Here is a 21436-nt window from a genome sequence, read left to right on the forward strand (position 1 = left end):
CTGCCGTACACGGCAGGCCGCCGCTCCCCCCGCTGTGCTAGCGTTTGCGGATTGGGGAACAACGTATTCCCTGCACGGCAACATAATCACAACCGATGATCAGCAGGTGAGCCATGGAACTTCGAATCAACCAGAAGACCTACCAGGTCGAGGCCGACGCCGACACGCCGTTGCTGTGGGTGATCCGCGACGACCTCGGCCTGACCGGCACCAAGTACGGCTGCGGCCTGGCACAGTGCGGCGCCTGCTCGGTGCTGGTGGACGGCAATGTGGTGCGCGCCTGTGTCACGCCGGTGGCCGGAGTGGTCGGGCGTGAAGTGACCACCATCGAAGCCATCGAGGCCGATGCGGTGGGCAAGCGCGTGGTGGCCGCGTGGGTCGAGCATCAGGTGGCCCAATGCGGTTACTGCCAGTCCGGGCAGGTGATGGCGGCTACCGCGCTGCTCAAGCACACCCCGCAACCGAGCGATGCGCAAATCGATGCGGCGATGGTCAACCTGTGCCGCTGTGGCACTTATAACGCCATCCATGCCGCCGTGCACGAACTCGCCCAAGGGGAGAAGGCCTGATGAATACGCCTGTCGATAACCCTGCAGCGCTGCTCGACCTGCCGCCGGGCGAAACGGTCAACCTGTCGCGTCGGCGTTTTCTCGCCGGTACCGCCGTAGGCGCCCTGGTCCTGGGCTTCGGCCTGCCGCTGGGCGTCAGCCGGGTCCAAGCGGCGACGGCCGCTGCCCAGGAACGCGGCACCCAGGTACCTGCATTCCTGGAAATCCGCCAGGACGGCACGGTACGCCTGCTCTGCCCGTTCATGGAAGGCGGCCAAGGCACCTACACCGCCATGGCGCAGATCGTCGGTGAAGAACTGGACGCGGACCCTGCCACGTTCGTGGTCGACAGTGCCCCGCCGGGCGAAGCCTACGTAGTGATGGAAAACGGCATGCGCATCACCGGCGGCAGCATGTCGGTGCGCATGAGCTACCCGACCATGCGCCGCCTCGGCGCCCTCGCTCGGGCCATGCTGCTGCAAGCCGCCGCCGAGCAATGGGGCGTACCGGTGAGCGAGCTGTCCACCGAACCTGGCAAGGTGCTGCACGCCGCCTCGGGCCGTTCGCTGGCCTATGGCGAACTGGCTGAACGGGCCATGGACCTGCCGGTACCGGACCCAGCGGGCATCACGCTGCGCGACCCCAGCCAGTTCCGCTGGATCGGCAAGCCGGTGCGCCGTGTCGATGCCTACGACAAATCCACCGGCAAGGCGCTCTACACCATCGACATCACGCTCGACGGCATGCTCCACGCCGCTGTGCAGCATGCCCCGCGCCTGGGCATGACCGTAGGCAGCCTGCGCAACGAAGACCAGGTCAAGGCCATGAAAGGCGTGCACTCGGTGCATCAATTGCCAGGCGCCGTTGCCGTGGTGGCCGAACGCTGGTGGCACGCCAAGCGTGCGGTCGAGGCGCTGCAGGTGGACTGGCAGGAGCCGGGCGCCGACAGCCAGGTACGCGCGATGCCCGCCGACTTCTCCAGCGATGCCTGGCGCGAGCACCTGGCCGCCCAGACAGGCCCCGCCAAGGACGACGAAAGCGAAGGCGATGTGGCCGCAGCACTGGGCAATGCCAAGACCAAGGTCGAAGCCACCTACCACAACCAGTACCTCAACCATGCCCAGCTGGAGCCACCGTCGGCACTGGCGCGCTTCAACCCCGACGGTTCGCTGGAGGTCTGGCTGCCCAACCAGGCGCCGGACATGTTCCGTGACGACATCGCCAAACGCACCGGCCTGGATCCTGCACAGATCACCCTGCACTCGCCGCTTCTGGGCGGGTTCTTCGGTCGCCACTTCCTGTATGACTCGGCCAACCCTTACCCGCAGGCCATCTTGCTGGCCAAGGCCGTCGGCCGCCCGGTCAAGCTGATCTGGAGCCGCGAGGAAGAATTCCTGCGCGATGTGCTGCGGCCGGTTGCGGTGGTCAAGTTCCGCGCAGGGCTGGATGCCGATGGCCTGCCGGTGGCCATCGAAGCGGTGAGTGCCACAGAGGGGCCGACCGAGGCCCTGGCGGGCAAGCAAGGCGAGAAAATCGACCCGACGGCGCTCGAAGGGCTGTCGGGTAAATCCTACGCCATCGCCAACAAGCGCATCGCACAGATCTACGTCAAGGGCCCGGCCATGCTGGGTTACTGGCGCTCGGTAGGCAACTCGCTGAACGATTTCTTCTATGAGTCCTTCCTGGACGAGCTGGCTTACAAAGGCGGTAAAGACCCCTTTGAGTTGCGCCTGCACCTGCTGCGCGACAACCCGCGCCTGACCAACCTGCTGCAAGCGGTGGGTGAACTGTCCGGTGGCTGGAAGCGCGGGCCGTTCACCGCTGCAGACGGCAGCAAGCGGGCGCGTGGCGTGGCCATGGCTTCGCCGTTCGGCTCGGAGGCCGCCGTGATCGCCGAAGTATCGATCGAAGATGGCCAGGTCAAGGTTCATGACATCTGGCAGGCGATCGACCCCGGCAGCATCGTCAACCCAGCGATCATCGAAGCCCAGGTCAACGGCGCCGTGGCCCTTGGCCTGTCGCAGACGCTGGTTGAGGAAGCCGTATACATCGATGGCAAGCCGCGCGCGCGCAACTACGACCTGTATCCGATCCTGCCTGCCTCGCGCATGGCCCGGGTGCATGTGCGCATTGTCGAAAGCGGCGCGAAGATGGGGGGCATTGGCGAGCCGCCGTTACCTGCGGTGGCGCCAGCAGTGGCCAACGCGGTGGCGCAACTCACAGGCCAGCGCATCCGCAGCCTGCCCATGAGCCGCCATACCTTCAGCTGACCGGACAAGGACCGCCCCATGACCCACAGTCGATTCGCAAGAACCGCAGGCTGGCTGGCGCTGCCGTGCCTGGTCGCTGCAGGCCTGCTGGCCTGGTATGTCACCCGTGAGCCCGCTTCGCCCTTCGTCACCGAACAGAACGCCAGCTTCGACCCGGCGCTGGTCAGCCGTGGTGAGTACGTGGCCAGGCTCAGCGACTGCGTCGCCTGCCACAGCCTGCCCGACGGCAAGCCATTTGCCGGTGGGCTGGAAATGGCCACACCGCTGGGGGCGATACACGCCACCAATGTAACTCCCGACCCCGCGACCGGCATCGGCCATTACAGCCTTGCCGACTTCGACCGCGCTGTGCGCCACGGCGTCGCACCGGGGGGCAGACGGCTGTACCCGGCCATGCCCTACCCCTCATATGCCAAGCTCAGCGATGACGATGTGCGGGCGTTGTATGCCTTCTTCATGAAAGGCGTACAGCCTGCACAACAGGCGAACATCCCCAGCGACATTCCCTGGCCACTGAACATGCGCTGGCCGATCGCGCTGTGGAACGGCGTGTTCGCAGCAGACGAACCTTATGCGGCCAAACCGGCGCAGGACGCGGTGTGGAACCGAGGCGCCTACATCGTTCAGGGCCCCGGCCACTGTGGCAGTTGCCATACCCCACGGGGCCTGGCCTTCAACGAAAAAGCCCTGGATGAAGGTGGCAAAGCGTTCCTGGCCGGCGCGCTGCTCGACGGCTGGTACGCACCCAGCCTGCGTGACGACCACAACACCGGCCTGGGCCGCTGGAGCGAGGCCCAGATCGTGCAGTTCCTCAAGCACGGGCGCAACCAGCATGCGGTGGTCTATGGGTCGATGACCGAGGCGTTCAACAATTCCACCCAGTTCATGAGCGATGACGACCTGGCAGCGATCGCCCGCTACCTCAAATCGTTGCCGGGCGACCCCCAACGTGACGGCGCGCCGTGGCAGTATCAGGCCGTGTCTGCCGGTGAACGCCTGAACAGCCCCGGCGCCCACACCTACGTGACCCGCTGCGCTACGTGCCATGGCCTGGATGGCAAGGGCCAGGCAGAGTGGATGCCGCCGCTGGCGGGGGCCACCTCGGCGCTGGCCAAGGAAAATGCTTCGGCGATCAACATCACCCTCAATGGCTCGCAACGGATCGTCGCCGCCGGGCTGCCGGATGCCTACCGCATGCCTGCGTTCCGCGAGCAGTTGTCGGACCAGGAGATCGCCCAGGTGCTGAGCTTTGTCCGCAGTACCTGGGGCAACCACGGCGGTGCGGTCGACGCGCAGGCCGTCAGCAAGCTGCGCGGGGATACCGACCCGGCCAGCAGCAGCCCGATCATCTTGCACATGCGCTGAGGAAACACTGTCAATGGAAAGCATCGACCTATTGGTCCTGCGCACCACCCGTGACTGGCTCCAGGCCGGCGAGCGGGTGCTGCTGGCGACCGTAGCCCGCACCTGGGGTTCGTCGCCCAGGCCGGTGGGCTCGATGATGGCCCTGCGTGGCGATGGCAGGGTCATTGGCAGCGTCTCCGGTGGCTGCATCGAGGATGACCTGGTGCACCGCTACACCACTGCCTACAACGGCGAAGGCATGCCGGAAGGGCCGCCGCGCGTGGTGCGTTATGGCGTCAGTGCCGACGAGGCTCATCGCTTTGGCCTGCCCTGCGGCGGGACCCTGGAGCTGATACTCGAGTTCAGCCCTTCATTGCCCAGCCTTGAGCAGCTTCTGCCGCAGCTGGACGCTGGCAACCTGGTCCGTCGCGAGCTGGACCTCGGCACCGGTGGCGTAAGCCTGGCCGCCACGCACGCACCCGAGCAGTTCAGCTTCGATGGCCAACGCATGGTCAATACCCTGGGCCCCGGCTACCGCATGCTGCTGATCGGTGCCGGGGTACTGGCCGAGTACCTGGCGACCATGGCGCTGTTCAACGGCTTCAAGGTGGCCGTTTGCGACCCTCGCCGCGAATACATGGATGGCTGGAATGTCGCGGGCGTGGAGAAGATAGTCGGCATGCCGGACGATGTGGTCAGGGCCTTTGCCCCCGACCTGCGCAGTTGCATCATTGGCCTGAGCCATGACCCCAAGCTGGACGACCTGGCCCTGCTCGAAGCCTTGCACAGCACAGCCTTCTACATCGGTGCGATCGGTTCACGGCGTAACAGCCAGCTGCGCCGCGAACGGCTGATCGAGCACTTCGGTGAGACGCAAGCCTCACTCGAACGCCTGCATGGCCCCATCGGTATCTATATCGGCAGCAAGACCCCTGCAGAGATCGCGGTCAGCGTCATGGCGCAGGTTCTTGCCATCAAGAACGGCGTTGCCTTGCCCAGCGCGGTCGATGTGACCAAGGCCAAGCGGGCTCGGGAAGCCAGTGCATGAGGTGAACGTGCGCCAATGCCAGCACACTGTGCCTCAATGCTGCCCGCCCGCTTGCTCCTGCTTCCAACGCTCCAGGTTCTTCGCCAGCAGCTGCCCAGGCAGCGGGCCAGAGACGATTTCCTTCATTTTTTGCGCCAGTTGCTCACGCAGCCTGGGCTGGTTGCACGGCGATGCATGGGACAGCGCCAGGTACAGGCCTTCACTGGACACCGGCGGATCGAGCACCTTCAATTGCTTGTCCATACCCAGCGTGCGCGCCAGCGCCATGCCGGGGTACTGCTCATAGATCAGGTAGTCGTTGCGCTTGTGCAGCAGCTTCTCGAACGCCTGCCTGGCACCGGGAACGGCTTCGAGCGTGAGGTTGGCCCTGGCGTAATCGTCGAACTCTTGGCCGTGGCTGTTGCTGACCAGGGTGCCGCCCTTGCGTCCCTTCAGGTCTGACCAGCCACGGTAAGCAAAGGCAGCGTCCTGGCGCACCCAGATTACACTTGGCGTATGCAAGAACGGCGGGCTGATGAAGTCCGCCTCCTGCTGACGCGCCTGGGTCAGGAAGTAACCGGCCATCAAGTCGATACGGCCTTTGCGCACCTGTTCCTGAGCCCGCGACCATGGCCCGCCGTAGACCACCTGCATTTTCACACCGAGCGCCTGGCCCAGGTAGTCAAGCAGGTCGGCGTTGGCACCGATCAGCCGCTGGGGGTCGTTCGGGTCGCGCCACAAGTAAGGGGGATATTCCGGATTGCCGGTGGCCGTCAGTTGCCGACACACATCCTCCGCTGCCCAGGCCTGAGGCAACAGAATCAGGGAAAACGAAAGCAGCAAAGACCGGCCGGACCACCGCTCGACCATCTACAACCCTCGGTGCATGTGGCCTTAGGCGGCCAGCCGTGGTCGCGAAAGGCTGCCACATCCTGTGCACGTCTGCTGTACTGCTGCCCGCATGCTCTACAGAGTCTGGACGAGAATCCGCTGGCTGCCAGAAATTTATCCGGGCATGCGCGCCAAAGACCGCTTGGCGGCCGCCTGGAACACGCCGCGCAGTGCCTTGACTTGCTCTTCGGTGAGCGTTTGCGCGCAGCTCAGCCCCTGCAGGAAGCCTATGCCCCAGTTTTTGGTCTGATCCAGTTGCTGACGGTTTTCCGCTTCGGCGATATCGCCCAGATGCAGCGCGGCGTGGTGTTCGTAACGGTCACCCAGTGCCAACTTGCGCAGTTCACCCAGAGCGACCTTGAATTCAGCGGCGGCAACATCGTCCAGGCCCAGGTGCTCATACTGAAGCAGGCTCAGACGGTCGGTGGCGGTCATCTTCGAATCTCCGTTTCTCTATAAAAGGAGCAGTTGCAGGAAAGTCACCGACCAACCCAGAACGCTTCCAGGCGCCAGGTGATGGTGGTGTGGTAATGAGGGTTGTATACCATAGGTGGGGCCCATCGCCCTAGCGGTGTGCGCCGTCCGGTTGGCTGTAGCCATCAGGGGCGACTACCAGGCCTCTTTCACCGCCAGGTAGATACCCACGTCGCGCACGTCCACCGGAAAACGCCCGCTCGAGTACCTGAGGTTGATACTCGGCTCGTCGTCGACTTGGTCGAGGGCCGCAACCGGCAGCTATGCTGTCAGATGCAATTCCCATTCAGTGGAGGTGTGTCATGCGTCCGTTCACAGGGAGTTTCGTGCTGGTGCTGCTTTGCGTAGCCCCGGCACTGCAGGCCCAGTCGGTAACCCCATTAAAAGGTCAGAGCAGCCAGCAGATGCAGCTGGATATCAATGAATGCAATACCGTGGCAGCCAACGCCGCGAACAACGCCGCAACCACCTCCAGCCCCAATGTCGGTGGCCGGGTCAAAGGCGCGGCTGTGGGTGCTGCAGCCGGTGCCGCTGGCGCCCAGGTACGCAGCAACCAGCATGAAGGGTTGTCTGACCGGGCCGGCGACGACGCCAAAGAAGAGTATCGGCAGAACCGTGCTGGGGAAGTGGCCGCTGCCGGAGCGGTCGTCGGTGGTTCCCGGCAACGCCAGGATCGCCGCGAGGACCGGCGCACCGAGGATCAGGCACAAAGTTCGGCGCAAGCCAGCGCCTACAGCGGTTGCCTGCAAGGGCGGGGATATCAGGTCAATCCTTGATCTGGGGCTGCCGGTTGGATGGCAGACGAACATTGCCTAACCAACCGTGCGTCGCTTCACGCACGTGTTTCAACCGGTTTTCACCGCGAAGCGTTACCGACGGCGTTTCCACACTCACCTGCACATCCGTCGGCAACGCCCCCATCAACGCTGCCAGTGGCAACTGCCCCTGCCCCGGTAATAACCGCCCTTCACGCGCCTCCTGGATAATCAATGCCTCAGCCGGCGCAGTGAGCGGCGCATCGCACAGTTGCACCGCTCGCAGGTAGCGCGGGTCGACTTCGGCAAGTGCCGCTACATCCCCGCCCGAACGGAACAGATGCAGCGCATCCACCAGTACCGCGCTGTTGTCCTGCCCAGCCATGTTCAACACAGCCAGCGCCTGCTGCAAGGTCGCCACCGGTCTCCAGCGCATGAACTCCAGGTCTACACGCAAACCATACTCCTTGGCCATTTCACACAGCGCCGCGAAGTTGTGCGCAAGCCGCACACCGTCTTCATCATCCCCGGATACCGTGAGGCTGGTGGCACCCAGTTCAGCGCCTGCCGCCAGCAACATCGCACAATCGCCAACCTGCACCTGCGGCGTCAGCGAGACGAACTCTATGTCGGCAACGCCTACACCCTCACCTGCCATCACAGCCTTCAGCTCCCGTAGCGCCTGGCCACCAACCGCAAGCGGATACGCTTGCGCACCCGGCATCACCGGGTGCAGCCGCAACCCAACAGTGCTGAAACCGGCCCGGCCGGCTTCACGCACCAGCGCTTCAGGCGCAAGGTCCAGCGCTGTCAGGTGGGCAACCCCTAGCGGCTTCAATAAGTCGCCCTCCCGCCACTGAGGTCGAATACGAAGCCTGTGGTAAAGCTGCATTCCGGCCCGGCGATCCAGGCCACCATGTTGGCAATCTCCCCAGCCTTGAGGAAACGCCCCATCGGGATCTTGGCTTTGCTGGCCGCGATATGCTCCGCAGTCATCTCGGCCATCAACGGGGTTTCTACCATCGCCGGGGCGATGCAGTTGAGCGACACGCCATCCTGCGCCAGTTCCTTGGCTGCGGCCTTGGTGAAGGCGATGACCCCGGCCTTGGCAGCCGAGTAGCCGCTTATGTACTGCACGCCATCCTTGCCCGCCATCGACGCCACGTTGACGATCCGCCCATAGCCGCGCTCGCGCATATGCGGGATGGCCGTTCGACAGCAGTAGAAGACGCCGTTCAGGTCGATGGCGATGACCTTGTCCCAGGCTTCTGGCGGGTATTCCCAGGACGGTACCACCGGCCCATTGATGCCAGCGTTGTTGACCAGGATGTCGACCTGCCCCGCACGCGCCAGTACGTCAGCGAATGCCGCCTCGACCGAGGCCAGCGAAGCGACATCCACAACCTGGCGCAGCACTGGCTCGAAACCGTTGTCGACGCTGTCCCAGCCATCCACCGCGAGGTCCCAGATCACCACCTGGGCACCGGCGGTGTGCAGCCGTTGGGCGATGGCCAGGCCGATGCCACGCATGCCGCCAGTGACGATTGCAGTTTGCCCTTGCAGGGGTTGGCTCATTGTTCAGCTCCTTTTTTCAACACAGGGAATATCCGGCAGGCGACGCAGGTCGCGCACCATGAACAGGTAACACAGCGCGCCCAGCGCGGTGATCGAGGACACGAACACCAGGGCCCAGACGAATGACCCGGTGGCCGTCACGATCAGGCCGATGGTCAACGGGGTAACGATGCCGGCGGCGTTGGCGAACAGGTTGAACAGCCCGCCACTGAGGCCCAGCAAGCCTTTGGGCGCGATGTCGGAAACGATCATCCAGGCCAGGGCCGACATACCCTGGGCGAAATAGGCAATACAGAGGATGGCGATGACCAGCACGTCCGACTCGACATAGTTGGCCAGGACAATGACCGACGCGGTCAGCAGGCCGGCGATCACCGGCAGCTTGCGCGCCACATTCAGCGAGTAGCCGCGGCGCAGCAAGGCATCGGAGAGCCAGCCGCCGACCAGCGTGCCCAACGAAGCGGCGATGAACGGCAGCACCGCCACCCAGCCGACCTTGAGCCACGGCATATGCCGCTCGGTGACCAGATAGGTGGGGAACCAGGTGAGGAAGAACACGTTGGTCGAGTTGCAGGCGAACTGCCCCAGGCAGATACCGAGCATGTTGCGGTGCTTGAGCAGCGCCGGGATCTGTGACCACTGGAACACCGTGGCTTTCTGGCCACCATCGACCACGCCACCGCCGGCAGCGATATGGTCCAGCTCCGCCTGGTTGGCGGTGGTCGACTGGTGTGGCTCATGGTATTTGCGCCACCAGACCACGCCGTAGAGCACGCCCAGCAACCCGACCGCCATCAGCAGAAAGCGCCAGCCATAGGCGTGCAAGACCCAAAACAGCAACGGTGTCAGGAACGCAAGGCCGGTGTACTCGGCAAAGGTGTAGATACCGGTCGCCCTGGCCCGCTCGCTTTGCGGGAACCAGGTCGCCACCACGCGGCTGTTGGTGGGGAAGCACGGCGCTTCTGTCACACCGACCAGAAAGCGCATGCCCAGCAAGGACAGAAACCCCTGGGCCAGGCCCTGCAGGCCGGTGAACAGCGACCACAACGTCAGTGCCAACCAGTAGGTGAGCTTGGTGCCCAGCCGGTCGATCAGTATGCCGCCGGGGATCTGCGCCGCGGCGTAGGTCCATGAGAACGCCGAGAAAATCACCCCCATCATCGCCGCATTAAGGCCAAGATCGGCGCTGATGCTTGGCGCGGCGATGCCCATGACGCTGCGGTCCAGGTAGTTGATCATGGTGCCGCCAGAGATCAGCGCCAGGATCATGAAACGGGTACGGGTACGTTGCTGCTGGCGCGCAGGCATGTCGAACACCCCGGCGCCGCTAGGCTGATCAGCATTCATGACAATTGCTCTCTTGTTATTGGAATGGCGAATGCGCAGGCGTCAGGCAAACCCGAACAGGCGCCTGGGGGTATCCCACATGATGGTTCGCCGCAGGTGCGGGTCTGGCATCAGGCGCTCGGCCAACTTCAGCAAGGGGCCGTAGTCCACCCGGGTTTGCTGGCGGATGAACGGCCAGTCCGAACCCCATACACAGGCTTGCGGACCAAAAGCGTGGATCAACTCGTGCACGAAGGCGCTGCTCTGCGCATGCAGGGCAGCAGTAGCGGCGAATTTCTGCATGCCCGAGAGCTTCACGCTGGCCCGCCCATGCCGGGCCAGCCTGAGCAGTGCCTGGAAGCCGGCCTGTTGGGTACCGGCCGCCGCATCCGGGCGCCCGCAATGGTCGATCAATACCCGCACCGCACTGCGCTCGATCAGGCCGAGCAATTCGACGAGCTGGTCTTCGCACACCTGGATCTGGGCGAACAGGCCAAGTTCGGCAAGCTTGCCGAACAACGGCCCGACGTCATGCAGGCTCGCCACGCCATACATCGCCGGGTTGAAGGCCACACCGACCACGCCCTGCTCACGCAGCGCGGCCAGTTGCTCGAGGCTGATGTGACGATCGACTACCGCTATGCCCTTGAAACGCCCCTGACCGCTGGCCAAGGCATGCAGCAGGCAGCGGTTGTCAGTGTGGTAGCCACTGTTGGGCCCCACCAACAAGGCATGACGCACGCCATAGGCATCCATCACCTGGTTGAACTGCTCCAGCGGCGCGACCTCCTGACCGGACGGTGCGTACGGCGCATCGGGGTGGTAAGCGAAGCGTGCAGGGTCAAACAAATGGTTATGGCAATCGATCTTCGGTTCATCAAAGATGTTCAAAAGCGGTTCCTTCAAGCGCCACTGCGCTTGCCTGCAGATCTTGTTATTGTTCGCCACCAGGGGCGACTTGCCTGGGTTCACGATACTGCGGGCGTAGCGATAGCGCTCATACACAGATGGCGAAGACCATAACCTAAGGTAATACTCATGCTTCCCGGCAAAGAAGGCAGCGATGCCAGTGCACTGGTGTTCAAACTGCGGCACATGGAGGTGTTCAGGGCGGTGATGCTGACCGGCTCGATCAGCGCCGCCGCGAAGATGCTCTACGTCTCGCAGCCGGCGGTGAGCAAGCTCATCGGCTACATCGAGGGGCGGCTGGCCTACCGCCTGTTCGAGCGCATCAACAACCGCCTGGTACCCACCGCCGAGGCGCAGATCCTGTTCCGTGAGGTCGAACGGGTGTATCAGGCGGCGTTGCAGGTCAATGAGTGCGCAGTGGGGCTGGCCACCGGCACCCACCGCAAGCTGCGGATTTCCTGCAGCGCCTCGTTGTCGACGGTGGTGATCCCGATCGCCCTGGCCCAGCTCAAGCGTGAGGCGCCCGCACTGCAGATCGAATGGCAGACCTCGCTGATGGGCGAGATGCCCAACCAGATCCTGTCAAAAAAGGTCGACCTGTCGATCGCCGCCCTGCCGGTGGTGCACGATCATTTGCATTCCCAGGCCTTCATGCGTGGGCGCATGGTCGTTGCAATGCCCGTCGATTACCCCCTGGCACAGCAGCCCTCACTGACCCTGCAGCAGCTGGAAGGCCACCCGCTGTTACTGTTCCGTCCGGATATGCCGTTCGGCAAGCTGCTGGCCGAGGAGATAGCGCGCCGCGGCCTTCACCTGGACTCGCTGTTGTCGTTCACCAATGCCAACGAAGCCGTGGCACTGGTCAAGCAAGGCATGGGTATCACCTTGATCGATGAGTTCGTGGCACAGGACAGCGGCCTGGCCGTAGTGCGCTTGGCTGACGAAATTCACTTCGATATCAGCTTCGTCCATTCGCGCTTTGAACCGCCGTCGCAGGCGGCGCTGCACCTGATGCGCGTGCTGCATGGCCAGGCGCTCAAGCTGGGGCGGCAGATCCCCGGGTTCGAGTTGCCCAGCATATGAAGCCAGCGGGTCTGGATTTACCTTCACTGCCAGATTGGATCCGCAGGCTGGAAAACGCTAACCTTGCACCGCCGCGCAGCGCTTGACGGTGCGCAGGCCTACCCATGCACTCAGGAGATTCACCGACATGAACGTCTCATTCCAGCCCCGCTGGCTGCTCGCCCTCGCCCTGCCCCTGGTACTCGCCGCCTGCGGCGACAGCGAACCCAAGCAACGTGCCGCCTTCAGCGAATTCCTGCAGACCCGTATCGTCGACAAGCCAGGGGTGCATGTGCCCAAGCTGAGCGCAGACGAAACCGAGGCTTTTGGCCCCTACAGCGATCACTATGCAGTCATCACCCAGTTCAACGGCGCGATGGATGCCGCCGTGCAGCCTCTGGGTAACCTGCTGCAAAAAGGCGCGGTTCGCTCGCTCAATGATGTCACTGCCCGCCGTGACGACATAAAAGCGGTGCAGACCGGCCTGAACGACATGGGCAAGCAGTTGCAGGAGCAAAAGGCCAAGGCGGACACCGCCCATGCCCAGCTCAAGCAGCCGCAAGACCTCAAGGTGGTTTACGACAAGGCCTTTGAGCGCACCGTCAGCGTCCCGGCCGACACCTTCCTGGACGTGCTGCCGCAAATCAACGGCACCCTGGACAGCAGCCTGAAAGTGGCCGACTACGTGGATGCGCACAAGGAAAAGATAGAGATCAACGGGGCCATCGTGAAGGTGTCCGACCCGACCGTTCAGGCTGAGTTGAATGCCTTGCTGGCGGACCTGAACAACCAGGCCAAGACCGTGCAGCAGGCGCAGGCAAGGCTGAAGACGGTGATGCTCGGGCGCTAGTCGGCTGCGATTGAGGCGGCGGGTGAGGGTTTGCTCATACCCGCTGCGGCAATTGGATGTTCACCCGCAATCCCCCTCCCTCTCCCGCCTGGGCGGTGATCGTGCCCTGATGCAGCGCGATTGCCCGGCGGGCGATGGCCAAACCCAGGCCGAAGCCATCGCTGCCGCTGTCCATACCCCGGTCGAACGGCTCGAAAATGCTCTGCAGGCGCGCCGGGTCCACACCTGGCCCTTGGTCGATGATGGTCACTTCCAGCTGTTCACCGTCGTCGGCCAGCAGCGCCAGCACCCGTACTTCGGTACCCGCAGCGGTGTAACGCACGGCATTGCGCACCACGTTCTCGAAGGCGCGATACAGCAGCTCCTCATGCCCTCGGGTAAAAAATGCGTCGTCCGCGCTCAGCGAAACCTGGCATTGCTTCATGCCGGCCTCGAAACGGGCATCTTCGACTATTTGCGCCAGCAACTCGACCACATCCAGCGCTTCGCAATTGCCATCGCACGGCTGTGACTGGGCACGCGCCAGGGTCAGCAGTTGCTCGATCAGGTCATCCATGCGCCGTGATTCGCGCTCGATGCGTTCAAGCATTTCACCGCGGTCCGGCTGCTGGCGTATCAAACCGATGGCCGCGTGCATACGGGTCAAAGGCGAGCGCAGCTCGTGAGAAATATCATGCAGCAGTTGCTGCTGGGCCTCGACCAGCGCCTTGAGCTGGCTGGCCATGCGGTCGCAGTCTTCGGCAAGGTCGACGATCTCGTCGCGGCGCTTGCCCAGGCGTGGCTTGACGCGCACTTCGAACCGGCCCTGGGCGACCTGCCCCATGGCCTCGCGCAGCCAGGTCAAGGGCCTGGTCAGGTACAGGCTACACAGCAAGGCAAACAACGCGCTCATCAACGTACCGGTGAGGAGCGGGCCCATGGCGCGGGGGCGCGGCGCCTCGTCAAGGGAGGTTGCCACCGAAGCGCGCAGCACCAGGGCCTGGCCGCCCTGGTCGAGCAGCGCCCGCTCGAAACGAGGCATGGCCACAGCCCTGCCGGCCAGCAAGTGGCCGGTGCCGTCATACAGCCCCACCTGCACACCTTCTGGCTGGGGCGAAACCTGCAACAGCTGGCGGCCGGCCTGCTCGCCGTAGCGGTGCAACATGTTCAGCTCGGTAACCAGCAGCGAACGCAGCGCCGGGGTGTCGCCGCGCAGGTCGTCGAGCATGAAGGCCCCCGCGCCCACCAGGAACGTCAGGCTATTGGCCAGCCAGAAGGCCAGAAACAGCTTCCAGAACAGGCGCCGACGCATCATTCGACGATCAGCATGTAGCCCATGCCCCGTACGCTCTGGATCCAGCTGCTGCCGTCGGCGCGTGGGCCGAGCTTCTGACGGATGCTGCTGATGTGCACATCGATGCGTCGATCGTAACGGGTCAGCGGGCGGCCCAGGGCATTGAGCGACAGGTCTTGCTTGCTCACCAGTTGGCCCGCCTGGCGAGCCAACGCTTCGAGCAGGCTGAATTCAGTCCCGGTCAGTTCCAGAGGAGCAGCAGCCCACTGGGCCTTGCGGCGCCCTGGCCACAACGTCAGCGCCCCACTGCCGATGGCTTCGCCAGCCTGGCTTTCAGCCAATGCGTGCGGTTGCACCCGGCGCAGGATCGCGCGCAAGCGCGCCACCAGTTCGCCCGGGGAGCTGGGCTTGGGCACGTAGTCATCGGCACCCAGCTCCAGGCCGGCAATGCGGTCGATGTTGTCACCACGGGCGGTGAGCAACAGCACCGGAACCTGGCTACGCGCACGAATGCGCCGCAACACTTCGATCCCTGAGATGCCCGGCAGCATCACATCCAGCACCACGATGCGAAAAGCCCCACTCAAGGCTTGGGTCTCGCCCTCTTCGCCGCTAGCCACGGCGGTCGCCTGGAAACCTTCGCGGGCCAGGTAAAGGGCAAGCATTTCGGTGAGTTCGCGGTCGTCATCGACCAACAGCACAGGAATCATGGTGGGTACGCTTAGGCAGGGGTTACAAAGCGCTCATGATCGCCCTGCCGCGCCAGGCTGTCACCGCAAGCTGGGCGAACTTTACACATCTTTACCCTGGGTTAACCGCGCCAAACACAGCCCGCCCTTATCCTCATCGCCCGCTTGCCTGGCAGCCGCCGCGCGCCTTCGCCGAGCCTGCTCAGCCACCCTTACGCCCGCCTGGAACCCCCGATGAACTACCCGCGTCTGTTGCTCTCCATCCTGCTGCTACAAGCCTGCGTGGCCCAGGCGGCGCCGTTCAGGATCGCCGACATCAGGGTCAACGGCCTGCAGCGGGTATCCGCCGGCAGCGTTTTCGGTGCCTTGCCCCTGAACGTGGGCGATCAGGCCGATGACCGGCGCCTGGTGGAGTCGACCCGTTCGCTGTTCAAGACCGGCTTCTTCCAGGATATCCAGCTGAACCGCGACGGCGATGTCCTGATCATCAACGTGGTCGAGCGCCCGTCGGTGTCGAGCATCGAGATCGAAGGCAACAAGGCGATCAGCACCGAAGACCTGATGAAGGGCCTGAAACAGTCGGGCCTGGCCGAAGGCGAGATCTTCCAGCGTGCCACCCTCGAAGGCGTGCGTAACGAACTGCAGCGCCAGTACGTGGCCCAGGGCCGCTACTCGGCCGAGGTCGACGCCGAGGTGGTGCCGCAGCCGCGCAACCGGGTTGCCCTGAAGATCAAGATCAACGAAGGCACCGTCGCTGCCATCCAGCACATCAACGTCGTCGGCAACACCGTGTTCGACGATGAAGAACTGGCGCAGCTGTTCGAGCTCAAGACCACCAACTGGCTGTCGTTCTTCAAGAACGACGACAAGTACGCCCGCGAAAAACTTTCCGGTGACCTGGAGCGCCTGCGTTCCTACTACCTGGACCGCGGCTACATCAACATGGACATCGCTTCCACCCAGGTGTCGATCACCCCGGACAAGAAGCACGTCTACATCACCGTCAACGTCAACGAAGGCGAGAAGTACACCGTTCGTGACGTGAAGCTGTCGGGCGACCTGAAGGTGCCGGAAGACCAGGTCAAGTCGCTGCTGCTGGTGCAGCCGGGCCAGGTGTTCTCGCGCAAGGTGATGACCACCACGTCCGAGCTGATCACCCGCCGCCTTGGTAACGAAGGCTATACCTTCGCCAACGTCAACGGCGTGCCACAGCCCAATGACGAAGACCACACGGTCGACATCATGTTCGTGGTCGACCCGGGCAAGCGTGCCTACGTCAACCGCATCAACTACCGCGGCAACACCAAGACCGAAGACGAAGTGCTGCGCCGCGAAATGCGCCAGATGGAAGGCGGCTGGGCTTCGACCTACCTGATCGACCAGTCCAAGACCCGCCTGGAGCGCCTGGGCTTCTTCAAGGAAGTCAACGTCGAGACCCCGCCAGTGCCGGGCACCGACGACCAGGTCGACGTCAACTACAGCGTCGAAGAGCAGGCATCCGGCTCGATCACCGCCAGCGTGGGCTTCGCCCAGAGCGCCGGCCTGATCCTGGGCGGCTCGATCAGCCAGACCAACTTCCTCGGTACCGGTAACAAGGTGTCCATCGGCCTGACCCGTTCGGAATACCAGACCAAGTACAACTTCGGCTTCACCAACCCGTACTTCACCGAAGATGGCGTGAGCCTGGGCTACAACCTGTTCTACAGCAGCACCGACTACAGCGATTACTACGATGACGGCGTTTCCTACTACGCCATCAACAGCTATGGCGCGGGCGTGAGCCTGGGCTACCCGATCAGCGAAACGTCGCGCCTGACCTACGGCCTGACCCTGCAACACGATGACATCTCCCCCGGCACCTATAGCGCCGACGAGATCTATGACTTCATCCAGCGCGAGGGCGAAAGTTTCAACAACCTCAAGGCTTCGATCGGCTGGTCCGAGTCGACCTTGAACAAGGGGGTGCTGGCGACCCGTGGCCACTCACAGAGCCTGACGCTGATGGCCACCACGCCAGGCAGCGACCTGTCCTTCTACAAGCTCGACTACAGCGGCCAGACCTACCTGCCGCTGAGCGAACGCACCACATTGCGCCTGCATACCAGCCTGGGCTACGGGGATGGCTACGGCTCCACCGAGGGCCTGCCCTTCTATGAGAACTACACAGCCGGTGGCCAGGGTTCGGTACGCGGCTTCAAGGATGGCTCGCTGGGCCCGCGCAATACGCCGGCGACCGGTACCTATGCAAGTGCCGGTCAAGCCTATTACTCCGACCGCGATACCGATGCACTGGGCGGCAACATCCTGGTGACCGGCGGCGCCGAGTACATCTTCCCGATGCCCTTCATCAAGGACCAGCGCCAGCTTCGCAGCTCGGTGTTCGTGGACGCGGGCAACGTGTTTTCCGACACATGCTACCTGTCCACCACGCAGGGTTGCGGAAGTGTGGGCCTTGACCAGCTGGCGGTGTCGCTGGGCGTCGGCGTGACCTGGTACAGCCCCATGGGGCCGCTGACGTTCAGCCTTGCCACACCGGTAAAGAAGCCGGAGAACGCCGAGACGCAGATATTCCAGTTCTCGCTGGGGCAGACCTTCTGACTTATCCAGGAGCGGGGTTGTGTCGTGCCGGCAGCGGTCGCGAGCAGGCCGCTTCACGGGAAGCGGGTCTTACCCGCTTTTACCCCGGCTTAACCCAAGTTGACAGCCCGTTTGCCTAAGCTGACTCCCCCTAGAACTCGCCTGGCAGGTACCCCTTCATGCTGCAAGAACAACTACCCACCCCGCTGCTGGAGCAGGTGCAGCAACGCCTGGCCAGGTTGCTCGGCCCAAGCTGCATCGTGACGCTGGCCAGCAGCGAAAACGACCAGGGCGTGAGCCACTACCATCTGGCGATCCAGCACGAAGGTCATGGAATATCCCTGGAAGACAGCGGCATCATCAGCGCAGATTTCGCCGATCGCCTGCTCGCCATGGTCGGCCAGGTAAGCACCTTGCTCGATTCAGAAACACTCAAGCGCATGGCCAGCGCTGAGCCATCGCGCCCGCTCGTGTGGATCAGCGACCGGTCAGGACCGTGTCAGACGCAACCTTCGGCCAGCACCTGAGCCCGGGTGATGACATTACCGAAGTGATGCTTCCACAGCTCGATGCCCATTTTCCCTGAACGATCCAGGGAAGACCCCACCGTCAGGTCGGTAATCAACGTCGGCATGAGCCCTTCGTCGAACAGGGCAAAGCCGGCGGCAAGCACGCACGTCTCGGTCTGCAACCCGCAGACCAACACCCGCTCCGCGCCCAGCCCCCTGATGTACTCGATGGTCTCGGCAGTCTGCCTGTAACCCTGTTTGACAAAGACCTTGTCAGCCTCGACCAGGCACTCGTCTTCTGCTGCAGGGTGCCAGCCAAGCTGCCGCTCGAACGGCGTGACCTGTTCATCATGCAACTGGAGCGAGGCAATGGTCGGGATCGTCGCAGACAACGCGCGCACACCATCGACCAGCCACTCGGGCGGGCTGAAGGTGGACTGTACATCGACGATGAGTAAAACCTGCCGCATGGCTGTCTCCGGGGCGCTGGCAAAGGTACGGAGTATACCGTTGCTGGTAACCGATGACGCCCTTGACCAGCACCCCGCGTTGCACCACTGATGAGTCAAGTTGCGGTTTTCTAGAACTTTTTTCGGTTTGAAGGTCTATGTGAACAGGCAGATGAAGATTGCCGGCTCCCTCAGGGTTTGCCCGCGACGTCATGGCCAACGTCCCAATGTCTATCAGAGGTTGTCTTCGCTCATGAAAATCCATGTCCCACGGATAGTGCTCCTGGGCCTGTTCGCGTTCGCGGCAATGGGCTCGGCATCTGCGACACCGGCGAAGGCGTCAATGCCGCTGCTCGCAACCAAGGCCACCTCTTCTCAGGCCCACATCGAGGACGCCAACAGCCCTTGGCCGAGCCTGGCGAGCGTAGCAGCCGCGCAACCCGCTACGCTGCTTGCCCATGATGACCGTTACCGGCGCGACGGCCACTGGCACGACCGTAGAGACGACTGGCGTCGTGACCAATGGCGGCGCGACCAATGGCGCCGTGAGCAGGCGCGCCGTGAAGCGGAACGCCGCCGCGACTGGCAGCGCCGCCATGAGCGGGCCATGCACCACCGCTACGAAGCCGATCACCACTACTATCGCCGCTGATTCTGGTTGGAATCAAAGCCTCATGGGTCTTTCGTGCAGTGTGGTCCCGAGCACCACGCCTTGAGATTTGAGATTTATCAACAGTTCAAGTCCCAAGGTTTCAATGGTGCCCGGTTCGATGCCGGCACGTGCTGCCAACCCTGCCAGGTGTTCACGCCCGCTCACTTGCCTTTCCTGCAAAGACACCAGCAACGCATGGGCCAGCGGCGCAAGGCGCGAGAAATGCACCTTGTGGTCTGCGCCGCGGCAGGCCAACAGAAGGGTCGGCGTTGTCGGCACCTGCGATGGAATACGCCCAGGGCCGATATGGCTGACCGGCCACGCGTAGGCAAGTGGTGCAGCAAGGCAGGACAATAACGGTACGCCCTGAAGCAGGTCACCGTTCGGGTCATGCGCCAGGTCTGTGCCATCACTGAGCATCAGCACCGTCTCGATCCATTCATAATGGGCCAGTTCGGCCACCCAGCCCGGCTGGTCGGCACGGTTTTGCAGGTATTCGACCAGCTCGCCAGCCACTTCGGTGAACAGCGGCGTCAGGCAGCGATGGTTGGCGTAGAAGCTTTCAATCAGCGCCAGCCACCGCTCAGGTCCCAGGCTAGCCTGCAGCACCGGAAAGCTGCCGGCCAGCAGCGACTGCACATTGCCGAAGAACAGCCGCCGATACACCGCCAGGCGCCGCGCCTCGATGCCCGGTGGCGGCGGGTTGGACTGCGGGTCACGGATGAACCGGGCCATCCGCATCTGCTGCTCGCGCAAGGTATCAGCCATGGCGCACCTGCGGCGCGCTTGCAGCGGTTTGCAGGTCGCGAATGTAATCCACCTCAAGCAACAGTTCGGCCAGCGGCGGCAGGTTGAAATCGCGCTCCAGCAGGGTCGGCACAGCACCCAAATGCTCATAGGCACGGGCCAGCAAGCGCCACACGTCCTCCTTCACGCTCGCACCGTGGGTATCGATCTTCAGATCCGGTGCTTCATCGTAGTGCCCGGCCACGTGCAGGCACACCACCCGCTCGGCCTGCACGCGGGCGAGGAAATCGGCAGCGTCATAGCGGTGGTTGCAGGCATTGACGATCAGGTTGTTGATGTCAAGCAACAGGTCGCAGCCGGCTTCTTCGAGCACGGCGCTCAGGAACTCGATTTCGCTCATCGCCTGGTACGGTGCAGCGTAATAGGAGATGTTTTCCACCGCGATGCGCCGGCCGAGCGCGTCCTGCACCTGATGGATGCGCTCAGCGGTATGGCGCACGGCTTCGTCGGTGAAGGGCATGGGAATCAGGTCGTAGAGATGACCGTCATCGCTACAGTAGCTCAGGTGCTCGCTGAACAGTGGCACGCGATAACGGTCGAGAAAATCGCGGATCTGCCGTAGAAAAGCGCGATCCAGAGGCTCAGGCCCGCCCAACGACAGGGACAAACCATGACAAGCCAGCGGGAAACGCTCAGCCAGGCGCTCCAGGCCTTTGCCATAACTGCCGCCTACACCGATCCAGTTGTCAGGGGCGCATTCGAGAAAGTCCACGGCACCGGGGGCCATGGTCAGCAACTCAGGCAGCAGCGCCCGGCGCAGACCAAGGCCGGCGCCTTGCAAGGGAAGGGATGTGCTCATGGCGTGCTCCTTGAAGCGACCACCCTCCCGGGCCTATCAGCGCAGGGAGGATAGCGCTGGTGGTCAGTCCTGGCCTGGCTCAGTCAGCTACAGATGGGGCACGCGAGGCATCGCCACACTTGCCTTCACCACACTTGCCTTCGGCCTGGGTAGCCTTGGCCTTGGCATCGCTGGCGCCACATTTGCCCTCGCCGCATTTACCTTCGGTCTGGGTGGCCTTGGCATGGGCGCTGTCGGCGCCGCACTTGCCCTCGCCACATTTGCCCTCCCCGGCCTTTTCGGCAGCAGCGAGCTGGTAGCCCTGCGGCAGTGCTTCGACAGCAAAGGCCGATGCGGTCAGGTTGATGCCGCCCACCAGTGCGATGCTGAGCAGGCCAAGGCGGGTCTTGTTGGGGAACTGGATACGGGACATGGTGCTTCTCCGGATAGGTGCGCGGCCAAGCCGCGCGGTCATGCCTCAAGGGCGATTGCGCCAGAACTACAGGCCGTCGGGCTGTTCATTCGGGTTGGCTCATTTGGCCTGAGGCATGTATCCGTGACGTATCGGCAGAACGAGGCATTTGTAAGCAAGTGGCTTGGCAAAGCGCCTTGATACAGAGTGATACACAGGCGTGTCTGCCAAAGCGAAACCGACAGGCCGCGTCAGGCCT

Annotated in this window: 21 protein-coding genes and 1 pseudogene; 10 read left to right on the forward strand and 12 right to left on the reverse strand. The window is 63.4% G+C overall.

Annotated features, from left to right (window positions below; genetic code table 11):
* The first annotated feature begins 113 nt into the window (after positions 1–113).
* Genes ACEWE8_RS03380 through ACEWE8_RS03395 form a run of 4 tightly spaced genes read left to right on the forward strand, consistent with a single transcriptional unit; the run spans position 114 to position 5210 of the window.
* On the forward strand, positions 114–569 hold the full coding sequence (locus tag ACEWE8_RS03380; protein ID WP_046786065.1) for a (2Fe-2S)-binding protein: 456 nt from the start codon (positions 114–116) through the stop codon (positions 567–569).
* Positions 569–2818, forward strand: a complete 2250-nt coding sequence (locus tag ACEWE8_RS03385) for a xanthine dehydrogenase family protein molybdopterin-binding subunit (RefSeq protein ID WP_046786064.1) — start codon at positions 569–571, stop codon at positions 2816–2818. Before ACEWE8_RS03380 ends, ACEWE8_RS03385 begins: the two co-directional genes overlap by 1 nt.
* Positions 2819–2836: 18 nt before the next feature.
* Complete coding sequence (locus ACEWE8_RS03390; protein ID WP_046786063.1) at positions 2837–4183, forward strand: cytochrome c; 1347 nt, start codon at positions 2837–2839, stop codon at positions 4181–4183.
* 13 nt (positions 4184–4196) lie between these two features.
* Positions 4197–5210, forward strand: a complete 1014-nt coding sequence (locus ACEWE8_RS03395; protein ID WP_046786062.1) for an XdhC family protein — start codon at positions 4197–4199, stop codon at positions 5208–5210.
* A gap of 33 nt (positions 5211–5243) precedes the next feature.
* On the opposite strand, the gene ACEWE8_RS03400 is transcribed toward ACEWE8_RS03395, so the two are convergent.
* Positions 5244–6059 carry an ABC transporter substrate-binding protein gene (locus ACEWE8_RS03400; protein ID WP_046786061.1) on the reverse strand — a complete coding sequence of 272 codons (816 nt, stop codon included), beginning with the start codon at positions 6057–6059 and terminating at the stop codon, positions 5244–5246.
* Between the two features lie 135 nt (positions 6060–6194).
* Positions 6195–6515 carry a hypothetical protein gene (locus tag ACEWE8_RS03405; RefSeq protein WP_046786060.1) on the reverse strand — a complete coding sequence of 107 codons (321 nt, stop codon included), beginning with the start codon at positions 6513–6515 and terminating at the stop codon, positions 6195–6197.
* Positions 6516–6856: 341 nt separating this feature from the next.
* Here ACEWE8_RS03405 and ACEWE8_RS03410 point away from each other — a divergent pair, with 341 nt between their 5' ends.
* Positions 6857–7330 carry a YMGG-like glycine zipper-containing protein gene (locus ACEWE8_RS03410; RefSeq protein WP_046786059.1) on the forward strand — a complete coding sequence of 158 codons (474 nt, stop codon included), beginning with the start codon at positions 6857–6859 and terminating at the stop codon, positions 7328–7330.
* Here the strand turns inward: ACEWE8_RS03410 and ACEWE8_RS03415 are convergent.
* From ACEWE8_RS03415 to ACEWE8_RS03430, 4 genes are read right to left on the reverse strand one after another with little or no spacing between them, the layout of a single operon-like run.
* Positions 7320–8147: a sugar phosphate isomerase/epimerase gene (locus ACEWE8_RS03415; protein ID WP_046786058.1), complete on the reverse strand. Its 828-nt coding sequence runs from the start codon at positions 8145–8147 to the stop codon at positions 7320–7322. The genes ACEWE8_RS03410 and ACEWE8_RS03415 overlap by 11 nt on opposite strands.
* Entirely contained in the window at positions 8144–8884 is a 741-nt protein-coding gene (locus tag ACEWE8_RS03420; RefSeq protein ID WP_046786057.1) for an SDR family NAD(P)-dependent oxidoreductase, read from the reverse strand. Before ACEWE8_RS03420 ends, ACEWE8_RS03415 begins: the two co-directional genes overlap by 4 nt.
* Positions 8885–8887: 3 nt before the next feature.
* Entirely contained in the window at positions 8888–10231 is a 1344-nt protein-coding gene (locus tag ACEWE8_RS03425; RefSeq protein WP_046786056.1) for an MFS transporter, read from the reverse strand.
* A 42-nt stretch (positions 10232–10273) separates the two neighbouring features.
* Entirely contained in the window at positions 10274–11101 is an 828-nt protein-coding gene (locus tag ACEWE8_RS03430; RefSeq protein WP_046786405.1) for an amidohydrolase, read from the reverse strand.
* Between the two features lie 147 nt (positions 11102–11248).
* On the opposite strand from ACEWE8_RS03430, the gene ACEWE8_RS03435 reads away from it, so the two are divergent.
* Together ACEWE8_RS03435 and ACEWE8_RS03440 are read left to right on the forward strand one after the other, a co-directional pair.
* A complete protein-coding gene (locus ACEWE8_RS03435; RefSeq protein ID WP_046786055.1) occupies positions 11249–12202 on the forward strand; it encodes a LysR family transcriptional regulator in 954 nt (317 codons plus the stop codon).
* Between the two features lie 127 nt (positions 12203–12329).
* A complete protein-coding gene (locus ACEWE8_RS03440) occupies positions 12330–13031 on the forward strand; it encodes a DUF3053 domain-containing protein (RefSeq protein WP_046786054.1) in 702 nt (233 codons plus the stop codon).
* 34 nt (positions 13032–13065) lie between these two features.
* Here the strand turns inward: ACEWE8_RS03440 and ACEWE8_RS03445 are convergent, their stop codons facing one another.
* Together ACEWE8_RS03445 and ACEWE8_RS03450 are read right to left on the reverse strand one after the other, a co-directional pair.
* Positions 13066–14325 carry an ATP-binding protein gene (locus ACEWE8_RS03445; protein ID WP_046786053.1) on the reverse strand — a complete coding sequence of 420 codons (1260 nt, stop codon included), beginning with the start codon at positions 14323–14325 and terminating at the stop codon, positions 13066–13068.
* Complete coding sequence (locus tag ACEWE8_RS03450; protein ID WP_046786052.1) at positions 14322–15014, reverse strand: response regulator transcription factor; 693 nt, start codon at positions 15012–15014, stop codon at positions 14322–14324. The genes ACEWE8_RS03445 and ACEWE8_RS03450 overlap by 4 nt, the downstream gene beginning before the upstream one ends.
* A gap of 213 nt (positions 15015–15227) precedes the next feature.
* Between ACEWE8_RS03450 and bamA the strand changes: the two genes are divergently transcribed.
* Positions 15228–17591, forward strand: a complete 2364-nt coding sequence (bamA, locus tag ACEWE8_RS03455; protein WP_196996408.1) for an outer membrane protein assembly factor BamA — start codon at positions 15228–15230, stop codon at positions 17589–17591.
* A 158-nt stretch (positions 17592–17749) separates the two neighbouring features.
* Positions 17750–18097, forward strand: a complete 348-nt coding sequence (locus ACEWE8_RS03460; protein ID WP_046786050.1) for a hypothetical protein — start codon at positions 17750–17752, stop codon at positions 18095–18097.
* On the opposite strand, the gene ACEWE8_RS03465 is transcribed toward ACEWE8_RS03460, so the two are convergent.
* On the reverse strand, positions 18070–18549 hold the full coding sequence (locus ACEWE8_RS03465) for an isochorismatase family protein (protein WP_046786049.1): 480 nt from the start codon (positions 18547–18549) through the stop codon (positions 18070–18072). The genes ACEWE8_RS03460 and ACEWE8_RS03465 overlap by 28 nt on opposite strands.
* Before the next feature lie 322 nt (positions 18550–18871).
* Between ACEWE8_RS03465 and ACEWE8_RS03470 the strand changes: the two genes are divergently transcribed.
* On the forward strand, positions 18872–19180 hold the full coding sequence (locus ACEWE8_RS03470) for a hypothetical protein (RefSeq protein ID WP_305955515.1): 309 nt from the start codon (positions 18872–18874) through the stop codon (positions 19178–19180).
* A gap of 12 nt (positions 19181–19192) precedes the next feature.
* On the opposite strand, the gene ACEWE8_RS03475 is transcribed toward ACEWE8_RS03470, so the two are convergent.
* The 3 genes and pseudogenes from ACEWE8_RS03475 to ACEWE8_RS03485 form a co-directional block, all read right to left on the reverse strand.
* Positions 19193–19948: a DUF2063 domain-containing protein gene (locus tag ACEWE8_RS03475; protein WP_046786047.1), complete on the reverse strand. Its 756-nt coding sequence runs from the start codon at positions 19946–19948 to the stop codon at positions 19193–19195.
* Positions 19941–20786: a DUF692 domain-containing protein gene (locus ACEWE8_RS03480; RefSeq protein ID WP_046786046.1), complete on the reverse strand. Its 846-nt coding sequence runs from the start codon at positions 20784–20786 to the stop codon at positions 19941–19943. Before ACEWE8_RS03480 ends, ACEWE8_RS03475 begins: the two co-directional genes overlap by 8 nt.
* Positions 20787–20868: 82 nt before the next feature.
* A pseudogene (locus tag ACEWE8_RS03485) lies at positions 20869–21198 on the reverse strand (hypothetical protein); the annotation flags it as partial.
* Positions 21199–21436: the final 238 nt, after the last annotated feature.

This window comes from Pseudomonas sp. TR47 (assembly GCF_044143025.1).
GTDB classification, from domain to species: domain Bacteria; phylum Pseudomonadota; class Gammaproteobacteria; order Pseudomonadales; family Pseudomonadaceae; genus Aquipseudomonas; species Aquipseudomonas putida_E.